Origin of the sequence: Raoultibacter timonensis (assembly GCF_022845715.1) — a bacterium.
GTDB lineage: Bacteria > Actinomycetota > Coriobacteriia > Coriobacteriales > Eggerthellaceae > Raoultibacter > Raoultibacter timonensis.
Genome location: NZ_AP025564.1, coordinates 3,130,553 through 3,149,994, shown reverse-complemented (window position 1 = coordinate 3,149,994; position 19,442 = coordinate 3,130,553). Strand labels below are relative to the sequence as shown.

The following is a 19,442-nucleotide window of genomic DNA, read 5'->3' as shown; positions in this document are numbered from 1 at the left end:
CACCATAGCAGCCGAATTGATTCAGTGAGGGGGAATAATGACGAGAGAACGCGTAATCGGCGATCTTTCTGCGGCGCACGACGGCACAGAAATCAAGTACACGTGCTGTGCGCAGAACGGGTGTTGGGATGCCAGCTGCATCGTCAGATGCGAAACGAAAGACGGAGAGCTCGTTTCGCTTTCTGCGGATGACAGCATCAACGCCGGGTTGCCGCGCGAAGACGTGAGCGAGGAAGCTCTTTGGCAGGGCATGGTGCAGATGAGACCTTGCGCCATGGGCCACGCTTGGAAAGGGGAACTCAACGCCGAGACGAGGATCCTTCATCCGCTTAAGCGCATTGGGGGCAAAGGCCCGGGCAACGGTCATTTTGTCGAGATTTCTTGGGAAGAAGCGCTCGACACGGTTGCCGGAAAGCTAGTGGAATTCAAAGAAAAATACGGTCCGTACTGCATAGCCCACAGCGTAGACGATGTGTTCGAGGATTGCGGCTTCAAGCTGGCCCCTTGGTTTGGCATGGGCATGGCTGCGTGGGGCGATAGCTCATGTTCGGGAACGACGTGCGGTGAGAAAATGCACCTCGGATTCGACATGGTGGGGGCGTTTCACGGCAACACCGACGTATGCGTTGGCTTCGAGGCGCCCGATCTGTTCAATTCGAAGCTGATCGTGCTTTGGGGCCTCGATCCTTTGGTGGGTTGGTACGGGTCGGTCTCCTACTACATGAAACTCGCTGCAGAACGCGGCGCGCAGATCATCGTCATCGATCCGCGCTACACCAACAGCGCAGAGACGCTTGCCGACCAATGGCTTCCCATACGCCCCGGCACCGACATCGCCATGCTCCTTGCGGTCGCCTACGTTCTGTACAGCGAAGGCATTTACGACCGCGAATACGTTGACCGATGGGTTGAACCGGACGGCTTCGAGGCCTGGCGCCGATACGTCATGGGAGAAACCGATGGCATTCCGAAGACACCGGAGTGGGCAGAGCCTATCACCGCTCTTCCAGCGGAAACGATCAGGGGATTTGCGAATCTGTATGCAACGAGCAAGCCGGTCCACCTCCATTTTTACTATGCGCCGGCGAAACGTCATCTCGGCGAATATGCGGCGAACGCGGCGATGCTTTTGCAGGCGATGACGGGAAACCTCTCTATCCCGGGCGGTTGCGAGACGGGATGCAGTCTGATCACGCCTCCGAGGATGCCGTTCCCCTCCGTCGACTGGCAGCAGGCGGCTCCCGAGTACAATCCCCCCGTCTGTTACAACATCCAAAAGATTGCAGAGGCCATCATCCAGCGCCCGAACCTCGATAGCGGCACCATCGACGAGGAGACGTATCGCGCGCTCATCGGCTCGCCTCCGGCATCCCCGCTTCCGAACATTAAGATGATGATCGTCGAAAACCAGTATCCCATCAGTCACCACGAAACCAACAAGCGCATGAAATCGCTTGAGATGTGCGAGTTCAACTGGGGTTTCCAGTGGCATTACGGGCAGGCGTCCCTGGAGTTCATGGACATCGTGTTCCCGGGCGTCAACATGATGTTCGAATCGCGCGATAACTACCAACTTGGCTCGGAGCGGTTCATGTACGGCCCGAACGGCATGCGCAATTACTTTCTGTACGCCGATAAGATCTGCGAGCGTCCGGGCGAGGTGCGTCCGATCCATTGGGTACACACCGAAATTGCGAAGAGGCTCGGTATTGCGGAGAAGTACAATCCCCGTCTGGCGAACGTATCGCTTGACGAATGGGACGATGCGGTGCATGAACTCTATCACGAGGCCTACGATGCGTGGGCGGCCGATCCGACCGGTGAGCTGAAAGCGCTTGGTATCGAGCCGAAGCCTTGGAACGAATTCTTGAAGATGCCCGTCGTGCGCATCCCGATCGACAAACCCTTCTATCCTTACAAGAACTACATGGAAGCGGAAGAGGAGAAAAGCCCGTTTGCTACGCTGAGCGGCAAGATCGAGTTCTCTTCGAAGACGGTTGAGCTGCTCGATATGAGGACGCAGACCTGGTATCGGGGAGGTCTCGAGCCGATCCCCGTTTACGACCCCGCGTACATGGAAGGCAAACCCGCAAACGACAGCTTCTACAACCCGAAGGCCGAGCGGTATCCGCTCTCACTGGTAACGCCCGTCTCCGCATATCGGCAGCACGCCTGCCTCGACGCGAATCCCCAGCTGCGCGACGAGTGCTATCGCCACGCGATCTGGATGAGTCCCGTCGATGCAAAGAAGCGGGGTCTGAAAGACGGCGACGTTGCGCGCGCGTACAACGAATTCGGCGAGGTGCGCATGCCCGTGTACGTCACGTCCCGCATGATGCCGGGAACGGCCGCCGTGTTTCACGGCGCATGGTATACGCCGAAGATCGAAGAGAAGACGGAAAACATGCCCTACGGACTCGACCTGAGGGGCACGCCCAATTTTCTGATCGGCGATGAGCACGCTCCCCATATCGTCGGGGCGCTTCTCACGGCAGGGCTTATTGAAGTCGAGAGAGCTGGGAGGTAGTAGCAATGACCCAATACGGATTTTTCTTCGACCAGAGCCGCTGCTACGGCTGCCAAGCGTGCGCGACGGCGTGCAAAGACTGGAACGGCCTCGCGCCCGGTCCCGAGAAGTGGATGACCGTTTACGAATGGGAGTCGGGAGCCTTTCCTCTGACGAGGATCCATACCCTTGCGTTTTCATGCGGGCACTGCGAGAACCCTGCGTGCGTTCCCGCGTGCCCCGAGAATGCGGTTTTCAAGGAAGACCGGTTCGGCGCCGTTCTTGTCGATGACGAGAAATGCGTCGGATGCCGCGAATGCGCGAAGGCCTGCCCGTTCGGTGCTCCAAAGTTCGCCTCCGACGACGAGTGCGAGAAGATGAGCAAATGCACGATGTGCGTCGACAAGCTCATCAGGGGTGACCAGCCGCAGTGCGCACTTGCCTGTCCGATGCGCGCTTTCGATTTCGGTCCTTTGAGCGAGCTCATTGAGAAGTACGGCGATGTGCGCTCGCTTGAGGGTATGCCCGATACAGACGTTCTCAGGCCGGCTATGGTCTTCAAAGGGCTAGCCGAGCGCAAGGAGCTGATTCCGTTCGATGCCGAAAAGGTTATCAGACTCAATGCTGATCGCGGCGATCTGCCGAAACTCTTTGACGAGGCGACCGACGTCACGGAGATACCGGAAGGCATCGTTCTTCGGAACGGGCTCACGATGAGGCATGACTCTGCGGGCGACCTTATGCGGGCAACAAGAAATGATTTGGGGTAACGGCTGAGTGCAGCCAAACATATCAGTTTTCAACGTTTGAAAGGGGAACACGTGGAAGCAGCAAAGAAGAGCATAAGCGCGTACAACCCGAGGGTGGCCTGGCTTGCTCTCCTCGGTGGCGTTGCAATTTACTTCGTCAACAGTGCGGCCCAGTACAAGATTCCGCCCATCATGCTCGAACTCAACCAGGCTTTGGGGCTGACGCTATCGGAATCGGGGTGGCTCATGTCCATCATGAGCCTCTTCGGCTTGATCTTGGCATTGCCCGCCGGCGGCATAATCATGAAGATCGGCGTGAAGTGGACGACGGTCATCGCTGCCGGGTTCCAGCTCGTCGGTTCGCTGATCGGGACGTTCGCTGGCGGTTTCGAGTTGATGCTGGTCAGCAGGGCTCTCGAGGGCGTCGCCCTTGGTTTGTGCAATGTCGTCTCCTTCGCGGTGGTAACCTCGTTTTTCCCTTCGGAAAAGCGAGGCGTGCCGAATTCCTGCGTGACGGCGCTGTTTACCGTTTCGGTGTTCATGATGATGAACGTCGCCGTTCCGCTCGATAACAGCTTCGGCTGGCAGGGCATCTGGTGGTTCGTCAATATCCTGAGCGTTTTGGCGGTTCTTGCCGCCCTGTTCCTGATACCCGGCAAAGACAAGGAGATCGACTTCGACGAAGATGTCGAGCAGCCGGGCGTGAAAGAAAAGGTCGACTACAGGAAGCTTCTGAGGACGCCGGCGATCTGGATTCTACCCCTCGTGTTCATCGGTTTCAACATCGGCTACTACGGCATCTCCACCTATATGCCGACCTATCTTGTCGAGGTTGTCGGTGCCGATCAGGCTACCGCAAACTTCGCGGTAAGCTGGAACTCGCTCGTTGGACTTCCCGCAGCCCTCATTATCGGTGTGATCCTGAACAAGGTGAAGATTCCCAATCGCAAGTACGTTACGGCGATCACGATGTTCGTTCTTGCCGTTTGCTACTTCGTAGCGTTCAGTATGCCGACCGTCGAGTCCGCGGCGTTCCTGCTCATCTTTATGGGATTCATCTGCACCTTCGTTCCCGTTTCGCTCTATACGATCGGGCCGGATGCCATTCCTTCGGCGGCGTACGCAGCCATCATTCTCGCTATCGTCACCTTTGGCCAGAACCTTGGCATGACGCTTGGCCCGCTGGTCGTTGGCTACATCGTCGATGCGGCCGGTAACTTCGCAGCCAGTGCCATGCCGCTTGCGGTTCTGGCTGCCATAGGCGGCTTCGTCATGCTTTTCGTCAAAGTGAAGAAGCGAAACGCCAGCGAAGCGTAGCGGGATTCGGTAAAAGCTGCCGGCAGTGTAGAATCGAGAGAGAGGATCATCCAGTGTGTTTCAGACCGTCAAATGCTTCGGCATCGGAGGCGAACAAATGCCCCGAATGCGGAAAGGCCATTCCCCTGTTGGGGGGAGTCGTGCTGATGGAATGCCCTTTTTGCAAGTGTGATTTTTCCCCGTACATCAACCCCGACGGGACGCCTAAGATGAAGGCACCGGGCGCTTGCGCCCCTGCGGCACCAGGCATCCATCAGGCGCCAAGTGCTCCTGGGGCACCGAAGCCGCCTGCGGCCCCGAAACCGTAGCGCCTCGGGTTTTTTCGCTGCTGCATTAGCGCGATCGATTTGCGCTGGCGCTTGCAGTACGATCGAGGATATGACGAATCGATGGGAAGCGGTCCGATCCGTTGGGTTTGACGGGTCGGACCGCGTGCTATGCAGCGGTGATTCGTGCCTGTGCTTTCGAGCCGCTCGCGTCGGCCGCCCTTAGAACTCGCGCTTCGCGTAGAGCTTCACCGAGAGCATGCACGAGGCCAGGTAGATCACGGCGCTGACTGCGATGATAATGCCTGCGATCGCAAACGTCCCGGCAACGGTTTCCATCATCGATCCGACGGTGTTGAGAAACGGCATGAACGAACCGAAGTCAAGTTTGAACACCTCTCCCGAACCGACTCCGAGCAATATGACGACGAGGAAGAACACCGGCACGTAGCGAACGGCTTTCGTCATTCCGAAGCGGGCGATGAGGGGCAGCGTGATGGACAGCATGACGCAGATCATACCGACGGGCGCGATGGCGCTCAGCAGCATCTCCTGGGCGCTAAAGCTCGCCGATAGGCCGAACAGCTCCGGGATGTTGGGTATGAAACTCGATGCCGCGACAACGATCAGGCACGCTGCAAGCCCCAGCACAATGCTGAAAAGCAGCACGATCGCCAAACTCGCATACCTGCCTGCGATGACGTTTCTGCGAGAGAGCGGCAAGACGAGGCGGAACTGCTCCCAGTTGTTGCGCTCGTCGTAGGCGAGCAACGTGAACGCAAGGGAGAACGGCATCATGACACCGAGAAACGGTACGATCATGTAGATGTTTCCCATGAAGATCGACAGGGCAATCACGATAACCGTATACAGGAGCGCCTGTTGCTTCATGTACTTCTTAACGGTCAGAAGATCCGAGAGAATCATTGCCTTCATCGGGTCTCTCCTTTCAGCATCAATCCCATGTAGGTGTCGATGCTCGCCTTATCGAGTGCGATGTCCTTGAAGTTCTCGGCGAAGGCGAAGCGGTCGGGTACGAGTACGGAAATACCGTAGGTGTGACGCAGGTAGCGCATATCGCCGGGCGCGAAGAACCCGCTTTCCGCAAGGGACTCGAACTCGGCGGCGCGGCAGTGGGCAACGCCGGCGGTATCGGTGATGGCGTCTTTCTCAACGGAGAAGACGATGCGCCCCCCGTCGATGCAGACGATGTAGTCGGCGATCTTCTCGAGGTCGGAGGTGATGTGGCTCGACATGAGGATCCCGTGCCGTTCGTTGCGCATGAAGTCGCGCAGCACGTCGAGCGCTTCGTCTCGGGCGAGGGGATCGAGGCCCGCGGTCGCTTCGTCGAGGATGAGCAGTTCGGGTTTATGCGCAAGCGCGCAAGCAAGCGAGAGCTTCATGCCCATGCCGCGGGAGAGGTCCTTGACGGTTTTGTCTCGAGGCAGCTCGAACATGTCGAGATACCGTTCGAACAGGGTGCTATCCCAGGCGGCGTAGCAGTAGCTCATGAGCTTGCCGACGTTTTTGACGTTCATTTCCTCGGGAAACGAGCAGGTGTCGAAGACGACGCCCATGCGCTGTTTGATGGAGACGGTCTGCGAAGAGGACATGTGCGCATCGATACGCTGCCCGAACACTTCGATCGAGCCGGAATCGGGCGCGATGAGGCCGAGGACGGCCTTGATGGTGGTCGTTTTGCCGGCGCCGTTGGAACCGACGAACCCGACGATGCTTCCGGCGGGTACGTGCAAGTCGATATTCTGCAGGTCGAAGCCATCGTAGTGCTTCGACAGGTTTCGTATGTCAAGCAGGTTATTCATGGTCGTTGCTTTCTATCAGGAGTGCGAGCATGTCGATGAGGTCGTTCGGATCGATATCGGCGCTGTGCGCTTCGTCGATCGCCTGGGAAAGGAGGTCTTCGACTCGGCGGAGGCGTTCCTCGCGGAGAAGCTCGAGGTTGCCGCCGGCGACGAAGCTGCCTTTGCCCTGCACCGTCTCGATGAACCCTTGAGCCTCGAGGTCGGCGTAGGCGCGTTTGGTGGTGATAACGCTGATGCGCAGATCGCCTGCAAGCGCGCGAATGGAGGGAAGTTGCTGGCCCTCGGCGAGCTGCCCGCTCAGGATGAGGTCTTTCATCTGAGAGGTGATCTGCTCGTAGATGGGCTTGCTACTTGAATTTGAAATGATGATGTCCAATAGTGCTCCTCGGTTACCGGTTCGTGAGGCGCCCGGCGTCCCGAGTGCCTCGGTGGCCGGTTGCAGCGTCCCGCGTCCGGCCGGATAGGATCGAGCACGTTCCTCGCGCCTATCGTCGGGTATAGTGTATATACCCTATATGCACACTATAGACACAGTATACACACCCGTCAAGATGTTTTTGGAAAAGAGCCGAACCCGGTGAATTCGGTGATTTGCGGTATTTGACAAAATCGCGCGATTTGTTTCTAATGGGCGTACTCGGTGCCGGGAGCTCTGTCGCGGGCGGGGCACCTTGAGCGCTTTGCGACGAGCGGCGGTTGGCGGAAGTTGGCAGGGGGTTGCCCGTTTTCGAGCGCGACAATGTCTTACAACAGCATAAGGGGGAATCATGGCCGTTGCCGCAAACAACGATCAACAGCAGATGCTGCTCAGCCGAAGCGGGGCGACGCTCATAGCGGGCGTACTTTCGCTGGCGGCGTACTGGGGATGGATATTCTCGACGTATTCCTCGACGGTCATCAACCCGTTCGGATCCGATGGAATCACCGCTTATCTGGCTTTGCTGGTCATAGCGGCAGGGTCTTCGGCGCTGTGCATGTTCGTAACGGCGCTTGCCCCCGATCGGATGGAGTCGTTCTTCCGCGGGACGGGAGGCACGGTGCTTCTTGCAGTGCTTTCGCCGATCGGTTGCATTCCCGCTTTCCTGAGTCGTTTGGGCGTCGATGTCACGTTTGCCCAAGCGCTGGTTCCATGGATTGTATCCACGTTCGTATCGTCGCTGATCTTTCTTAAGACGGGAGCCTTCTTCGTATGGCTTAAACGCGCGAAGCTGTCGCGTTGCATCGCGCTGAGTTTTCTTCTGGCGGCGATGTTCTACGTGCTCTCGCTGCTGCTGTCTGCGATTGTGGGCGTTCTCCTGGTTATGGTGCTGCCGGTCGTTTCGTGCATCTGCACGCTTGTGGCCGACCGATATATGGCCGGTGCGCAGCCGGTCGACAAAGGTACGCGTGCGGCGGTCGAGCGCAGGAAGGAATCGCTCGGATCGCGCATCGCCGAGCTCAGGCATTTCGCACCGCTGACCCTTATCTACACCATATCCTTCGGGATCGTGTCGCATGTGGTGCTTTATCTGGCATCGGTGCACGATCTGATTATCGTCATCGCCGTGTCCATCCTTGTGTCCTCCGTGTTCGCCGCCGTCTGCTCGTTCGTGTTCAAGGCGAATTTCGAAGCGGAGCGCATACGCCGCTTGCTGTTGCCGCTCATCGCGGTTGCCCTGCTTCCGTTCCCCTATCTCTCGCCCGTGATGAAGGTCGTGTTTCTCTCGGTTGCGGTGTTCGGATTCACGTGCTTCGACGCCATCGGATGGGGAGATTTGGCCGATGAGGTGCGCGATCGCGGTTTGAAGCTTTTCGGTTACCTCAGTGCGGCGTCGACCATCAACTTCGCAGGTATTTTTGTGGGATGGGGTATCGGGTACCTCTTGTTTTCGCTTTTAGGGGAGGGCGGCTATGAAACGGGGTTCGGCATCGTTTCGATCGTTCTCGTCATACTGCTCATCCTCAATCTGGTGATGGACAGCATCGGGGAGACCGAAGGCGGCGGTGTTGCCAAGACGACGGAGTTCCGCGATACGTGGAAGGAGCGTTGCATGAGCGTGGCGCAAAGCCATAAGCTTACCAAGCAGGAAGAGCGCATATTCATCATGCTGGCGCGCGGCCGTAATTACAAACACATTTCAGACGAGCTCTATATATCGGTTCATACCGTCAAGACCCACATCTACCACATATACAAAAAGCTCGATATCCACTCCCAGCAAGAGCTTATCGACATGGTGGAGATCGAGCTGTGACAATGAGATCGATCTGCGAAAACCATTTCTCATACCCTATGTAATACCGCGTTTTGGCGCCAAAATGGCGACGGCGGTTCGATGTGCCGCGTGTGCCGCGTGCTCAATACTTGCGCTGCATGTATTGTTGCGGAAAGGGGGAGCACTATGCGTCGCAAAGCTTGGATTCCCGTATGGGCGATCATCATCGCCAGCATTTTGATTGCAACTCAATATGGGAAGGTTCCGCCATCACAGCCATCGATGATCGAGTCATTGGGCCTCTCGTACACCATGCAGGGGCTTCTGATGACGGCATTCTCTGCGTCGGCGCTTGTCATGGCGCTGTTTGGGGGAGTTCTGATCGATCGTTTCGGGGCGCGAAAGGTGGTGAGCGTGGCGCTTGTCGTATCCGTTGTCGGAACGGTGATCGGCATGTTCATGACCAATGATGCAGGATTGCTTGCATCGCGCGTATTGGAGGGAGCCGGCTACGGGGTAACCATGACGGCGGGTCCCGTGATCATCGCTGCGTGGTACGAACCGGCAAAGCGAGGAATCGTATCGGGCGTTTGGGGAGCGAACGTGGGCATCGGCATGCTGATTTCGCTTGGCGTTGCCAACCCCATTCTCTCGACCACCGATTGGACGGGCATGTGGGTGTTCTCGCTGATATCAACCGTGCTGGCAGCCGCGCTCGTCGTCATATGCGTCCGTATGCCCGACATGTCGCAACGGCGTGATCTCGATGAGATCGAGGCGGAGCGCGAAGGTAAGAAGCACGGTGTGCTCTGGGGCTATATGGCGCCGCTCGCCATGTTGACGGCGTTCATGTTCTTCCTCGTGGGTGGCGCAACCGATGCGTTCAACAGTTTCACCATCACCTATCTGAACATCGATTTGGGCCACACGTACGAAGATGCGAACATGGCTTCGATGATCGCATCGTTTGGTATGCTGGTCGGCTCCATCATCGTCGGTATTATCTTTGCGCGCGTTCGCGATAAGGGTATGGTGCTCATCGTCAACATCGTTCTTTGCATTGTCGTGCAGTTCGCCTGGTTCAATCTCGACGCTTCGATGCCGGTCATGTTCTTTGTGGCGTTTCTGGCAGGATGCGTGCTGGGAGCTGCGCCGACGCTCTTTTTCGCCATACCGCCGTTCGTCGCTCGCTCGTCTACGACGGTTGGTGCTGCCGTGGCGCTTGTGGTGCTCGGTCAGAATCTGGGAACGCTTGCCGTGCCCACACTCGTCGGATCGGTGCTCGACAATGCAAGCTACTCGGCTGCTGCGATGGTCATGGGCGGCCTGTCCTGCGTTGCGCTCGTTGCCGCATTCGTTTTTAGGGCACGTTTTCGCAAACGCGAGGAGCAGGCGGAAACAGCCTGATCGCACCTGTTTGAGCCGCATCATACCGTTGGTCATACCGGTTGTTTCGTAGGCGTTCAACCTTAATTCAGAGTACGAAATACGATGATCGGCCGATTACCGAGAGCCGATACGTACGGCAGAATCCACAACCAGTGCAAGGCATGAGTTCAGCAAGACGTGAGATCAAAAGGAGGAAAAATGGAAGACAAAAGGGAATATGCCCTCGTCGAGCATGAGAAACCGTTCAGGTACGATGAAGACGGTCTGCATGTGACGCGCGGGAGCGCATGGTCGGGCCCCGGATGCCATTTGGGGTGCGGCTTGCTCATGTACACCGATGACGAGGGCCGTCTCGTCAAGGTGGAGGGCGATCCGGAAAACCCCTTCAACGAAGGAAGGCTCTGCTGCCGCTGTCTGGCGTTGCCCGAAGTGGTCTATCACGAGGATCGCATTCTATATCCCATGAAGCGCGCCAAAGAGGATCGTGGCAAAGATCGATGGGAGCGTATCTCTTGGGAGGAGGCGCTCGACACCATTGCGACGACGTTTCTCGATCTGAAAGAGAAGTACGGCCCTGAGTGCATCGCATTCTACTCGGGCACGGGCCGCGATATCGGTCAATATATTACACGGTTGAGCTGGGGTTTTGGGAGTCCGAATTTCGTTTTCGCAATGAGCGGGCAGTCGTGCTACTCGCCGCGCGTTGCGGGATGCTTCGCGAATACCGGTGCGTTTTGGCTGGGAGACTACTCGCAGCAGTTCCCTGATCGCTACGATAATCCCAATTGGGTACTTCCCGAATGCATCGTCGTGTGGGGCAACAATCCCCTCGTATCGAACTCGGACGGCCTGTACGGCCATTGGATCGTCGATTGCATGAAGCGCGGATCGAAGCTCGTTACCATCGATCCGCGACTGACCTGGCTCGGAGCAAAATCGGAGCACTTCTTGCAGATCAGGCCCGGCACGGATGCCGCACTTGCTTTGGGTATGATCGACTACATCATCAAAGAAGACCTCTACGATCACGAGTTCGTCGATTTATGGTGCTACGGATTCGATGAGCTTGCCGAGCGGGCAGCGGAGTTTCCGCTCGGCAAAACGTCCGAGATCACGTGGATTCCCGAAGAGGATATTGCGGCAGTCGCCCGCTTCATCGCCGAGGCGAACAATGCGATCCTTCAGTGGGGCGTCGCCATCGACCAAACCAAGGAAACGATTCCGACCGCGCAGGCACTGCTCGCCGTCTTCGAGATCACCGGCAACATCGACAAACCGGGCGCTATGGTCAATCCGCCGAGCATTCTCTACTACGCCGCTGGCTGGGGATCGGAATTCCTGACCGAAGAGCAGTACAACAAGCGCATTGGGCTGCCCGAGTATCCGCTGTTGAACCTTGGGTTCCAGGAGTGCGCGACCGACGAGCTCATCAAGACGCTCGAGACGGGCAAGCCCTACAAGCTTCGGGCTGCGTGGCTGCAGACCACCAACATCCTTGCATGCACGAGCCCCGATCCGGAGCGCACGCTCGCGGCCCACAACAACTACGATTTCATTGTCTGCGTCGACCTGTTCATGACGCCGACGGCAATGGCACTCGCCGATATCTTCCTGCCCGCTACCACGTTCCCCGAACGTAACGGCCTGCGCATCGGCGACGGCATGCAGCGCGGCGAAACGATCAATCAGGTTATCGAGCCTCTCGGCGAATGCAAATCCGACATGGAAATCGATCTCGAGATCGGCAAACGTATCTCTCCCGACGTGTGGCCGTGGGATACGGTTGAAGACATGTACACGAGCATCCTTGCGGAAACAGGATACAACTTCGAGGAGATGCAGGAAGTCGCACCTGGGTTCCCCCCGTTCGAATACAACATGCATGAGAAGGGCACGCTGCGTGAAGACGGGCAACCCGGTTTCCAGACGCCGACCGGCCGCATCGAACTGTGGTCGCACTACTACAACCATGCCGATCTCGATCCGCTGCCGTATTTCGAGGAGCCGTCGCCGGGCCCTGGCGCCACTCCCGAGCTGCTCGACGAGTATCCGCTCGTGCTTACCACGGGTGCCCGCATTTGGAGCATGTTCCACTCGGAGCATCGGCAGATCCCGCACCTGAGAGCTTTGCATCCCGATGCGATAATCCAGGTCAATCCAAAGACTGCCGCCAAGTACGGCGTGAAAGACGGGGATTGGGTTTGGGTTGAGAACCAGCGCGGCCGCTGCAAGCGCCGCGTCGTTGAAACGCCGGTTATGGATGAGCGCGTGTGCAGCACCGACCATGCATGGTGGCTTCCCGAGGCGCCCGGCGAACTCGAGGACGGCCTATACGGCATGTTCGATCTCGACATCGGCAACCTCATCGAATACAAGTGCGGCAAATCGGGTTTTGGCGCTAACTACAAGACGCTGCTGTGCAAGATATATCGTGTCGATGAGGGGGAGGAGTAGGTTATGACTGCATACGGTTTGCTTATTGATTACGAGTGGTGCACCGGGTGCCATACCTGTGAGGTCGCCTGTCAGATGGAGCATGGGTATCCCGTTGACCAATGGGGGATAAAACTTGTCGAGGTGGGGCCTTGGGAGTATGCTCCCAAAACGTGGCAGTACACGTATCTGCCCGTCCCTACCGACCAGTGCGATCTGTGCGCTGAGCGCGTTGGCAAAGGCAGGGTTCCGACGTGCGTGCACCACTGCCAGGCGAAGTGCATCGAATACGGTCCCGTAGACGAGCTCGCTGCAAAGCTTGCCGAAAAGCCCAAGCAGAGCATTTTCCGTCCAGCCGAGACGAAGTAGAGGAGCGGTCTATATGAAGAAGCATGCTTGGATTCCCGTATGGGCCATCATCGTAGCCAGTATCCTGATCAGTTTCGAATACGGCAAAGTGCCGCCATCGCAGCCGTCGATGATCGAGGTTTTGGGCTTGTCGTATACCATGCAGGGCCTGCTGATGACCTCGTTCTCCGTTGCGGCTATCGTCATGGGCCTGGTTGGCGGAACGCTCATCGATCGCTTTGGCGCCCGCAAGATCGTGAGCATCGCTCTTGTGGTTTCGATCGTCGGTAACGTGCTGAGCCTGTTTTGGACAAGCGATGCGGGGTTGTTGGTTTCCCGCGTTATGGAGGGCTTTGGCTACGGTGCCGTAATGACGGGCGGGCCGGTGATCATTTCGGCTTGGTACGCTCCTGCAAAACGCGGTCTGGCTTACGGTGTGTGGGGTGCGAACGTAGGCGTCGGCATGCTCATCTGCACCGGTGCCGCCAATCCGATCCTCGCCGTATCCGATTGGTCGGGTATGTGGGTCTTTGCGCTCATCGGCGCGGTTTTGGCTCTGCTCATGGTTGCCATCTGCGTGGGCATGCCCGCCGACGAAGACAGGCAAGACCTTTTCCTCGACGATGGGTCGACGGTCGAGTCCGATGAAAAGCACGGGGTTTTATGGGGGTATCTGGCGCCGCTGCCCATTCTTGCTGCGCTCATGTTCTTTCTCGTGGGTGGCGCGACCGATGCGTTCAACAGCTTTACCATCACGTATTTGAACGTTGCGCTCGGCTACGACTACGGCGCGGCGAATCTCTGCTCGTTCATCGCTTCGATCGGCCTGCTTGTCGGTGCGGTCATCATGGGCTTCGTGTTCGCAAAGGCCAAGGATAAGGGCCTTGTTCTGATCGTCAATATCGTGCTGGCTGCCATCGGCCTGTTCCTGTGGTTCAGCATCGACCTTCCCCTGGAAGCTACCTACGTGATCGCGTTCTTCATCGGTTGCGTGCTCGGTGCCGCCCCCACCGCTTTCTTTGCCGTCGCTCCCATGACGGCGCGCTCTAAAGACACCGTGGGTTCGGCGAACGCCGTTATCGTGCTCGGCCAGAACATGGGTACGTTGGTTATCCCCACGGTAGTGGGCATGGTGCTCGACGCCTCATCGTTCATGATGGCGGCTATGGTCATGGGCGGCGTATCGGTTGTGGCTCTCGGCATTTCGTTTGCATGGCGCAGCATCTACCGGAAGAAGATGGCCGAGAAGTAAGGGATTCGAATACCTTATCGCAGTTGGATCGAATCGTTTCGGGGGCGGGCTTCTTCGGGGCCCGCCCCCGCGCTTAAAGGAGGAAGGTCGTGTGCTATCCATGTTGCGGTTGCGGTAAATGCAGGCCGAAGTTCACCATGCAAACTTGCCCGAGCTGCTGGCAGGAAAACGAACCCGGTGCAACCGCGTGTGCTCTGTGCGGCTATGCGTTTCCGCCGCGACCCGGCGTATCGGCCAAGAATGCGGTCGGAAAGAAGCGCGGCAGCGAAAGAAAAGGCGATAGCGGGACGGGCGGATCTGCGGGTTCTACAACGAATCGGTATCGAGCCAGAGCGTAAACGGCCCCTCGTTGACGAGCTTCACGTCCATCATGGCGGCGAACACGCCGGTATCTACGTGCGGCACATCTGCGCGGGCGAGATCGGCGAAGTATTCGTAGAGGCGCTTCGCCTCGTCGGGCGCACACGCTTCGGTGAACGAAGGACGGTTTCCCTTCTTGCAGTTGGCGAACAGCGTGAACTGGGATACAACGAGCACTTCGCCGCGCACGTCGGAAAGCGAAAGGTTCGTCTTGCCCTCGTCGTCTTCGAATATGCGAAGCTTGGCTGTTTTCGTCCAGAGCTTCTCCGCCTGCGCCTCGGTATCGCCGTGGCCGACGCCGAGAAAGATCACGAGACCCTTCCCGATAGAGCCGACCGTTTTACCGTCGACGTCCACTCGAGCTTCCGATACCCGCTGAACGAGCGCTCTCATGCTGCCCGCCGATCAGCCGGCCAGCACGGGGTTTACGTAGCGCCCGCGCGCTTCGGTCTTCTTGCCGTATTGAATCGAATGGAACGGACAGCGGTGAAGGCAGCCGAGGCATTGCGTGCAGCCCATCTCGGCCCAGCGCGGCCTTCCGTCGATGATGGTGATGGTGTTCGTGGGGCAGTTGTCGGCACAGCGTCCGCAGCCGATGCAGGTTTCGAGCGTGTAGAACTCCGCCGTTGAGCGGGGTTTTTCTTCGCTTTCGGTAAATTTGGACATGATCAGGCCGAACGGATTTCGGGTTTCCTTGCGCACGGCGGCGCGCTGCTTGACGTCTTCGGCGACGCGAAACGATTTCGCGAGGGCGTCGTCGAGGAGCTTCTCGCGTTTCCTGCCCTCGGCGGGTGCGTAGAGATAAGTGCAGTTACCGACCGATTTCACGCTGAACGAGGCATCGAGGTTGATGCCCTGGGTGCGTCGAAGCTCGTCGGCGAAGAACCGCGCCGTGTTGCCCACGAACGCTCCGCAAGAGAGCACCACATAACAGTATCCTGGCATGAACGGCTTACCGTCGCGGCCGGTGAAGCGCGCCTTTTTCAGAAAGGCGTCGATGATCGGCGGCGTCGTCCACGCGTAGACGGGAAATACGAATCCGAGGTTCTGCCCCTGGATCATCGTGAAATCGAACTGCTTGTACTTGTACGCCTTGCCGATGTCGACGATCGTATCGTTGGTCTCGTCGCCGAGTACCTGCGCCGTAGCGAGCGAGTTGCCCGTGCCGGTGAAGTAGAAGATCATGGTGCCCTCCTGGTCGTTTACTGGTATCCAGTATACGCATCGCCGCCGTTTCGGTCTTCGATTGCGAACGACTTGTTGATAATGCGTTAGGGCGGGTGCGATCGGCTGTGGCGGCGTCGGTGCGGCGGGCGGCAGGAGCGCTTCGCGAATCGGGCGGCCGGTTTGCGGCGGCAGCGCTCGTTTTCCGCGCAACGCCGATCGACTTTGCTATGATGGATTCAAACGGAAGGAGATCCTATGGCAGATATCGTATTCATCTGGTACCCGAAATGCTCGACGAGCAAAAAGGCCAAGAAGTGGCTCGACGATCACGGCATCGCATACACCGAGCGGGATATCGTCATCAACAATCCCACGGCAGTGGAGCTCAAAGCCTGGCATGCGAAAAGCGGGCTTCCCCTCAGGCGATTCTTCAATACGAGCGGTATGCTGTACCGCGAGCAGAACATCAAAGAGAAGCTCGATGCGGGCATGCCCGATGATGAGGCCTACGGGCTTTTGGCAACGAACGGCATGCTCGTGAAGCGCCCGATCGTCGTAGGCGACGATTTCGTGCTGACGGGCTTTCGCGAAGCCGATTGGGAACGGGCGCTCCTCTAGGGTGCCGAAAGCCGTACGCCGGTAGCATGACCGATCAATCCTACACAACCGTCGACGGGCTGGCCGTTGCCGAGGTTACCGAGAAGAAGAGCCGCTTCATCTCGTCTCTCTCGCACGCCGAAACCGAGGACGAAGCGCTGGCGTTCGTCGAAGCGATCAAGGCGGCCAACCGCATGGCGCGCCACAACGTCTATGCTTACGTTTTGCGCGAAGGCGGGCGCGTGCGCTACTCGGACGATGGCGAGCCTCAGAAGACCGCGGGGCTTCCGACGCTCGAAGTCGTAGCGCATGCGGGGCTTACCGACGTCGTCGTGGTAACCACCCGCTACTTCGGCGGCACCCTTCTCGGGACGGGCGGGCTCGTACGCGCCTATACGGCATCTGCGCAGGCCGCTGTCGAGGCTGCGCGACTTGTGGTGGTGTCGAGGTGCGTCGATGTGAGCACTGCGGTGCCGTATTCTCTCTATGAACAGGCGATCCGCATTGCGGATGCGTGCGGGGCCAAGGTCGAGCGCAGTGATTTTTCCGATGAGGTGGCGCTTGTCTTTCGCATACTCGACGGGACGCAGGCCCCCCTCGAAGAAAAGCTCTCAGAGCTTTCGCGCGGACAGGCTTTCGTTTCGGTGTCCGAGCCGTTCGATGCGGCGTTTTGAACGTCGCGTGACGGTTCGGTCGAGGGTGCTGCCTTTCCCCTTGCGCGCTGCTATGATGAGGGCGATAGGAGATGGCCATGAAGTACCTTATTACGTTTGCGAGTACGACGGGAAACACCCAGGAGCTCGCGCAAGCCGTACGCGAAGCGCTCGACCCCGAGGAGTGCGTCAACTTCGGCTCCACTATGATGATCGCGCCGCATGACGTGGTCGAGGCGAAACGGGTATACGTGGGGTTCTGGACCAACCGCGGTACTTGCCCCGATGCGATCGCTGAGTTTCTAGGCGGCCTTGCGGGCAAGGAGGTGTTCCTGTTCGGCACTGCTGGATTCGGTGAAAGCCAGGATTACTTCGATGGCATTCTTGCCCGAGTGAGGGAACATGTGCCGAAGAGTGCGCGCATCATCGGGGAATTCATGTGCCAAGGCAAGATGCCGTCGAGCGTGCGCACGCGCTACGAGGCGATGCTCTCGGATTCCGACGAAGAGGCGAAGGCGCGGTTTCTCATCGAGAACTTCGATCGTGCGAGCAGCCACCCCGACGAGACCGATCTGTCCAAACTCAAAGAAGCAGTAGGAAAGGCGAGGTGAGCCATGAAATTGAGCGAACTTCCCAACATCGGCGCCCATGCCGAACAGCAGCTGACCGAGGTCGGCATCGATACGGCGGAGGCATTGATCGAAGCCGGTGCCGAGCAGGCGTGGCTGCGGGTGAAGACCATCGATCCGGGCGTATGCCTCCATATGCTCTACGGCCTCGAGGGCGCGGTGCAGGGCATTCCGAAAAAGAACCTGTCGCCCGAGCGGAAAGCCGAGCTCAAGGCGTTCTTCGACGCTGAACAATAATTTTCGGCACGTACCCCCGAGGGTTTTGGGGCTCAACGCAACCGTCGGCGAAAACGCGCGGCATGCGCGAGTCCGCGCGATCGTCGGAATCGGGTTTCCGATCAGCGGAAGCGCCGGATACGAGCGCTTTTCCCGACTATCGGAAGCGTTGCGGGTTAGCGATCCTTGTGGTTTTCGCCGGGGGTGTCGTCGAGCTTTCTCTTGAGCAGTTGCAGCCCTGCGACAACGGCGCCGCCGATAAGGAAGAACAGGACGCTGAACTGACCCAATCCCATGGCGGGCATCGGCGAGGCAAGCGTGAGCGGCCCCTGCGTGATCGAGTACAGCGAGCCGATCATCATGCCGACGATGCAGTAGATCGTCTGCGACCGGTAGCGGCGCAGGCAGAATCGGATGAGTCTCACGAACAGCAGAACGCCGCATGCGACGCCCAGAACGAACACGCCCAGGATGGGTGCGTAGGCGAAGTCGAATCCCATGACGCTGCGCACTGCGCCCATGATGGGCACGTAGAGCCCGAATATCAGCAGCAGCGTCGAACCCGAGATGCCCGGCAGCACCATGGCCGAGATGGCTATCATGGCGGCGAAGAACACGTAGGCGACGAGTCCGAAATCGAGGTGTTCGATGGCCACGTTCACGCCTGCACCCGATGCGGGATTGAGCAGCGTGACGGCGACGACGAGCGCAATGCCCGCAACCGTAAAGGCGAGGTTGCCCCAGCGGCCTTGCAGCGATCGCTTTTCCTCGAGCGCAACAACGGGTATGGCAAACACGATGAAGCCCATGAACAGCGAGCTCACCTCGTAGATATGCGAATCGAAAAAGCTCGTGAGCACGGCGGCCGACATGCCGAAACCGACGATCCAGCCGATGGCGAGTTTGGCGAGAAACCTGATCGCTTCGAGCCGATCGTTTTTCTTTCCATGGAACAGATCGTCGAGCGAGCCGATGAACCGATCGTAGAATCCGAGCAGAAACGCGATTGTTCCGCCGGAAACGCCTGGCACGCTATCGGCCAGCGCCATGCAGAATCCCCGGATAAAATTGATCGCGAGGTTTTTGGCTCTGCGCACGGCGTTACGCCTTCCAGATGATCTGCGCTAGGAGGCGTCCCGCAAAAACGCCTACGAGGCAGAGGGCGAGGCTCAGCCCGATATAGAGCGCACCCAGGCCCGTTGCTCCCGATTGAAGGAGGTCGATGCTCTCGAGGCTGAACGTCGAGAAGGTGGTGAAACCACCGAGGATGCCGGTTATGCAGAAGAGCTTCCACGAGCCGCTCGTGGGAAAATCGGCTTGCATGAAGAAATGCGAGGCAAAGCCGATCACGAAGCACCCGACGATGTTGACGAAAATCGTCGCCACGGGAAATCCTGCGAGCGCATGTTCCGAGGGGATGAGCGCCTGTGTCGCCAGGGCGACACCGTAACGGCCAGCCGCCCCGATGGCGCCTCCTGCGGCGACGGCTAAGAAACTGAAAAGCATGGTCTGGGCTTTCTCGTGTAGTGTACGATAATCGAA

The 19,442-nt window shown here is 58.4% G+C and carries 19 protein-coding genes; 12 read left to right on the top strand and 7 right to left on the bottom strand.

Features of this window, described 5'->3' with window-relative positions; translation table 11 throughout:
- Positions 1-37: 37 nt before the first annotated feature.
- From MWL89_RS12925 to MWL89_RS12915, 3 genes are read left to right on the top strand one after another with little or no spacing between them, the layout of a single operon-like run.
- On the top strand, positions 38-2,527 hold the full coding sequence (locus MWL89_RS12925; RefSeq protein WP_244386514.1) for a molybdopterin-containing oxidoreductase family protein: 2,490 nt from the start codon (positions 38-40) through the stop codon (positions 2,525-2,527).
- A gap of 5 nt (positions 2,528-2,532) precedes the next feature.
- The gene (locus MWL89_RS12920) at positions 2,533-3,276 is read left to right on the top strand and encodes a 4Fe-4S dicluster domain-containing protein (RefSeq protein ID WP_244386512.1); all 744 of its coding nucleotides are present in this window, start codon (positions 2,533-2,535) and stop codon (positions 3,274-3,276) included.
- A gap of 51 nt (positions 3,277-3,327) precedes the next feature.
- On the top strand, positions 3,328-4,572 hold the full coding sequence (locus MWL89_RS12915; RefSeq protein ID WP_244386510.1) for an MFS transporter: 1,245 nt from the start codon (positions 3,328-3,330) through the stop codon (positions 4,570-4,572).
- A gap of 488 nt (positions 4,573-5,060) precedes the next feature.
- Here the strand turns inward: MWL89_RS12915 and MWL89_RS12910 are convergent, their stop codons facing one another.
- From MWL89_RS12910 to MWL89_RS12900, 3 genes are read right to left on the bottom strand one after another with little or no spacing between them, the layout of a single operon-like run.
- The gene (locus MWL89_RS12910) at positions 5,061-5,774 is read right to left on the bottom strand and encodes an ABC-2 transporter permease (RefSeq protein WP_244386508.1); all 714 of its coding nucleotides are present in this window, start codon (positions 5,772-5,774) and stop codon (positions 5,061-5,063) included.
- Positions 5,771-6,661: an ABC transporter ATP-binding protein gene (locus MWL89_RS12905; RefSeq protein ID WP_244386506.1), complete on the bottom strand. Its 891-nt coding sequence runs from the start codon at positions 6,659-6,661 to the stop codon at positions 5,771-5,773. Before MWL89_RS12905 ends, MWL89_RS12910 begins: the two co-directional genes overlap by 4 nt.
- Positions 6,654-7,037 carry a GntR family transcriptional regulator gene (locus tag MWL89_RS12900; protein ID WP_102379749.1) on the bottom strand — a complete coding sequence of 128 codons (384 nt, stop codon included), beginning with the start codon at positions 7,035-7,037 and terminating at the stop codon, positions 6,654-6,656. The genes MWL89_RS12905 and MWL89_RS12900 overlap by 8 nt, the downstream gene beginning before the upstream one ends.
- 391 nt (positions 7,038-7,428) lie before the next feature.
- Between MWL89_RS12900 and MWL89_RS12895 the strand changes: the two genes are divergently transcribed.
- From MWL89_RS12895 to MWL89_RS12875, 5 genes are all read left to right on the top strand, one after another.
- Positions 7,429-8,895, top strand: coding sequence for a helix-turn-helix transcriptional regulator (locus MWL89_RS12895; protein WP_244386505.1), 1,467 nt, complete (start codon positions 7,429-7,431; stop codon positions 8,893-8,895).
- Between the two features lie 147 nt (positions 8,896-9,042).
- The gene (locus tag MWL89_RS12890) at positions 9,043-10,263 is read left to right on the top strand and encodes an MFS transporter (RefSeq protein WP_244386503.1); all 1,221 of its coding nucleotides are present in this window, start codon (positions 9,043-9,045) and stop codon (positions 10,261-10,263) included.
- A gap of 180 nt (positions 10,264-10,443) precedes the next feature.
- Positions 10,444-12,699, top strand: a complete 2,256-nt coding sequence (locus tag MWL89_RS12885; RefSeq protein WP_244386501.1) for a molybdopterin-dependent oxidoreductase — start codon at positions 10,444-10,446, stop codon at positions 12,697-12,699.
- A 3-nt stretch (positions 12,700-12,702) separates the two neighbouring features.
- The gene (locus MWL89_RS12880) at positions 12,703-13,047 is read left to right on the top strand and encodes a 4Fe-4S binding protein (RefSeq protein ID WP_244386498.1); all 345 of its coding nucleotides are present in this window, start codon (positions 12,703-12,705) and stop codon (positions 13,045-13,047) included.
- Positions 13,048-13,060: 13 nt separating this feature from the next.
- Entirely contained in the window at positions 13,061-14,278 is a 1,218-nt protein-coding gene (locus MWL89_RS12875; protein ID WP_102379744.1) for an MFS transporter, read from the top strand.
- Between the two features lie 306 nt (positions 14,279-14,584).
- On the opposite strand, the gene dtd is transcribed toward MWL89_RS12875, so the two are convergent.
- Both dtd and MWL89_RS12865 read right to left on the bottom strand, forming a co-directional pair.
- Entirely contained in the window at positions 14,585-15,031 is a 447-nt protein-coding gene (gene dtd, locus MWL89_RS12870) for a D-aminoacyl-tRNA deacylase (protein WP_244386495.1), read from the bottom strand.
- Positions 15,032-15,043: 12 nt separating this feature from the next.
- Positions 15,044-15,823, bottom strand: coding sequence for an EFR1 family ferrodoxin (locus MWL89_RS12865; RefSeq protein ID WP_102379742.1), 780 nt, complete (start codon positions 15,821-15,823; stop codon positions 15,044-15,046).
- Between the two features lie 237 nt (positions 15,824-16,060).
- Between MWL89_RS12865 and MWL89_RS12860 the strand changes: the two genes are divergently transcribed.
- The 4 genes from MWL89_RS12860 to MWL89_RS12845 all read left to right on the top strand — a co-directional run bounded on the left by MWL89_RS12860 (position 16,061) and on the right by MWL89_RS12845 (position 17,921).
- On the top strand, positions 16,061-16,423 hold the full coding sequence (locus MWL89_RS12860; RefSeq protein ID WP_244386488.1) for an arsenate reductase family protein: 363 nt from the start codon (positions 16,061-16,063) through the stop codon (positions 16,421-16,423).
- Between the two features lie 26 nt (positions 16,424-16,449).
- Positions 16,450-17,076: an IMPACT family protein gene (locus MWL89_RS12855; RefSeq protein WP_244386486.1), complete on the top strand. Its 627-nt coding sequence runs from the start codon at positions 16,450-16,452 to the stop codon at positions 17,074-17,076.
- 77 nt (positions 17,077-17,153) lie between these two features.
- Positions 17,154-17,666 carry a flavodoxin family protein BilS gene (gene bilS / locus MWL89_RS12850; RefSeq protein ID WP_244386484.1) on the top strand — a complete coding sequence of 171 codons (513 nt, stop codon included), beginning with the start codon at positions 17,154-17,156 and terminating at the stop codon, positions 17,664-17,666.
- A gap of 3 nt (positions 17,667-17,669) precedes the next feature.
- Positions 17,670-17,921, top strand: a complete 252-nt coding sequence (locus tag MWL89_RS12845) for a TfoX/Sxy family protein (protein WP_244386482.1) — start codon at positions 17,670-17,672, stop codon at positions 17,919-17,921.
- Positions 17,922-18,076: 155 nt separating this feature from the next.
- Here MWL89_RS12845 and MWL89_RS12840 read toward each other — a convergent pair whose 3' ends face one another.
- Complete coding sequence (locus MWL89_RS12840; RefSeq protein ID WP_244386479.1) at positions 18,077-18,997, bottom strand: DUF368 domain-containing protein; 921 nt, start codon at positions 18,995-18,997, stop codon at positions 18,077-18,079.
- Between the two features lie 4 nt (positions 18,998-19,001).
- Positions 19,002-19,406 (bottom strand): fluoride efflux transporter CrcB, encoded by a 405-nt coding sequence (crcB, locus tag MWL89_RS12835; protein ID WP_244386477.1) that lies wholly within the window; start codon positions 19,404-19,406, stop codon positions 19,002-19,004.
- Positions 19,407-19,442 lie beyond the last annotated feature (36 nt).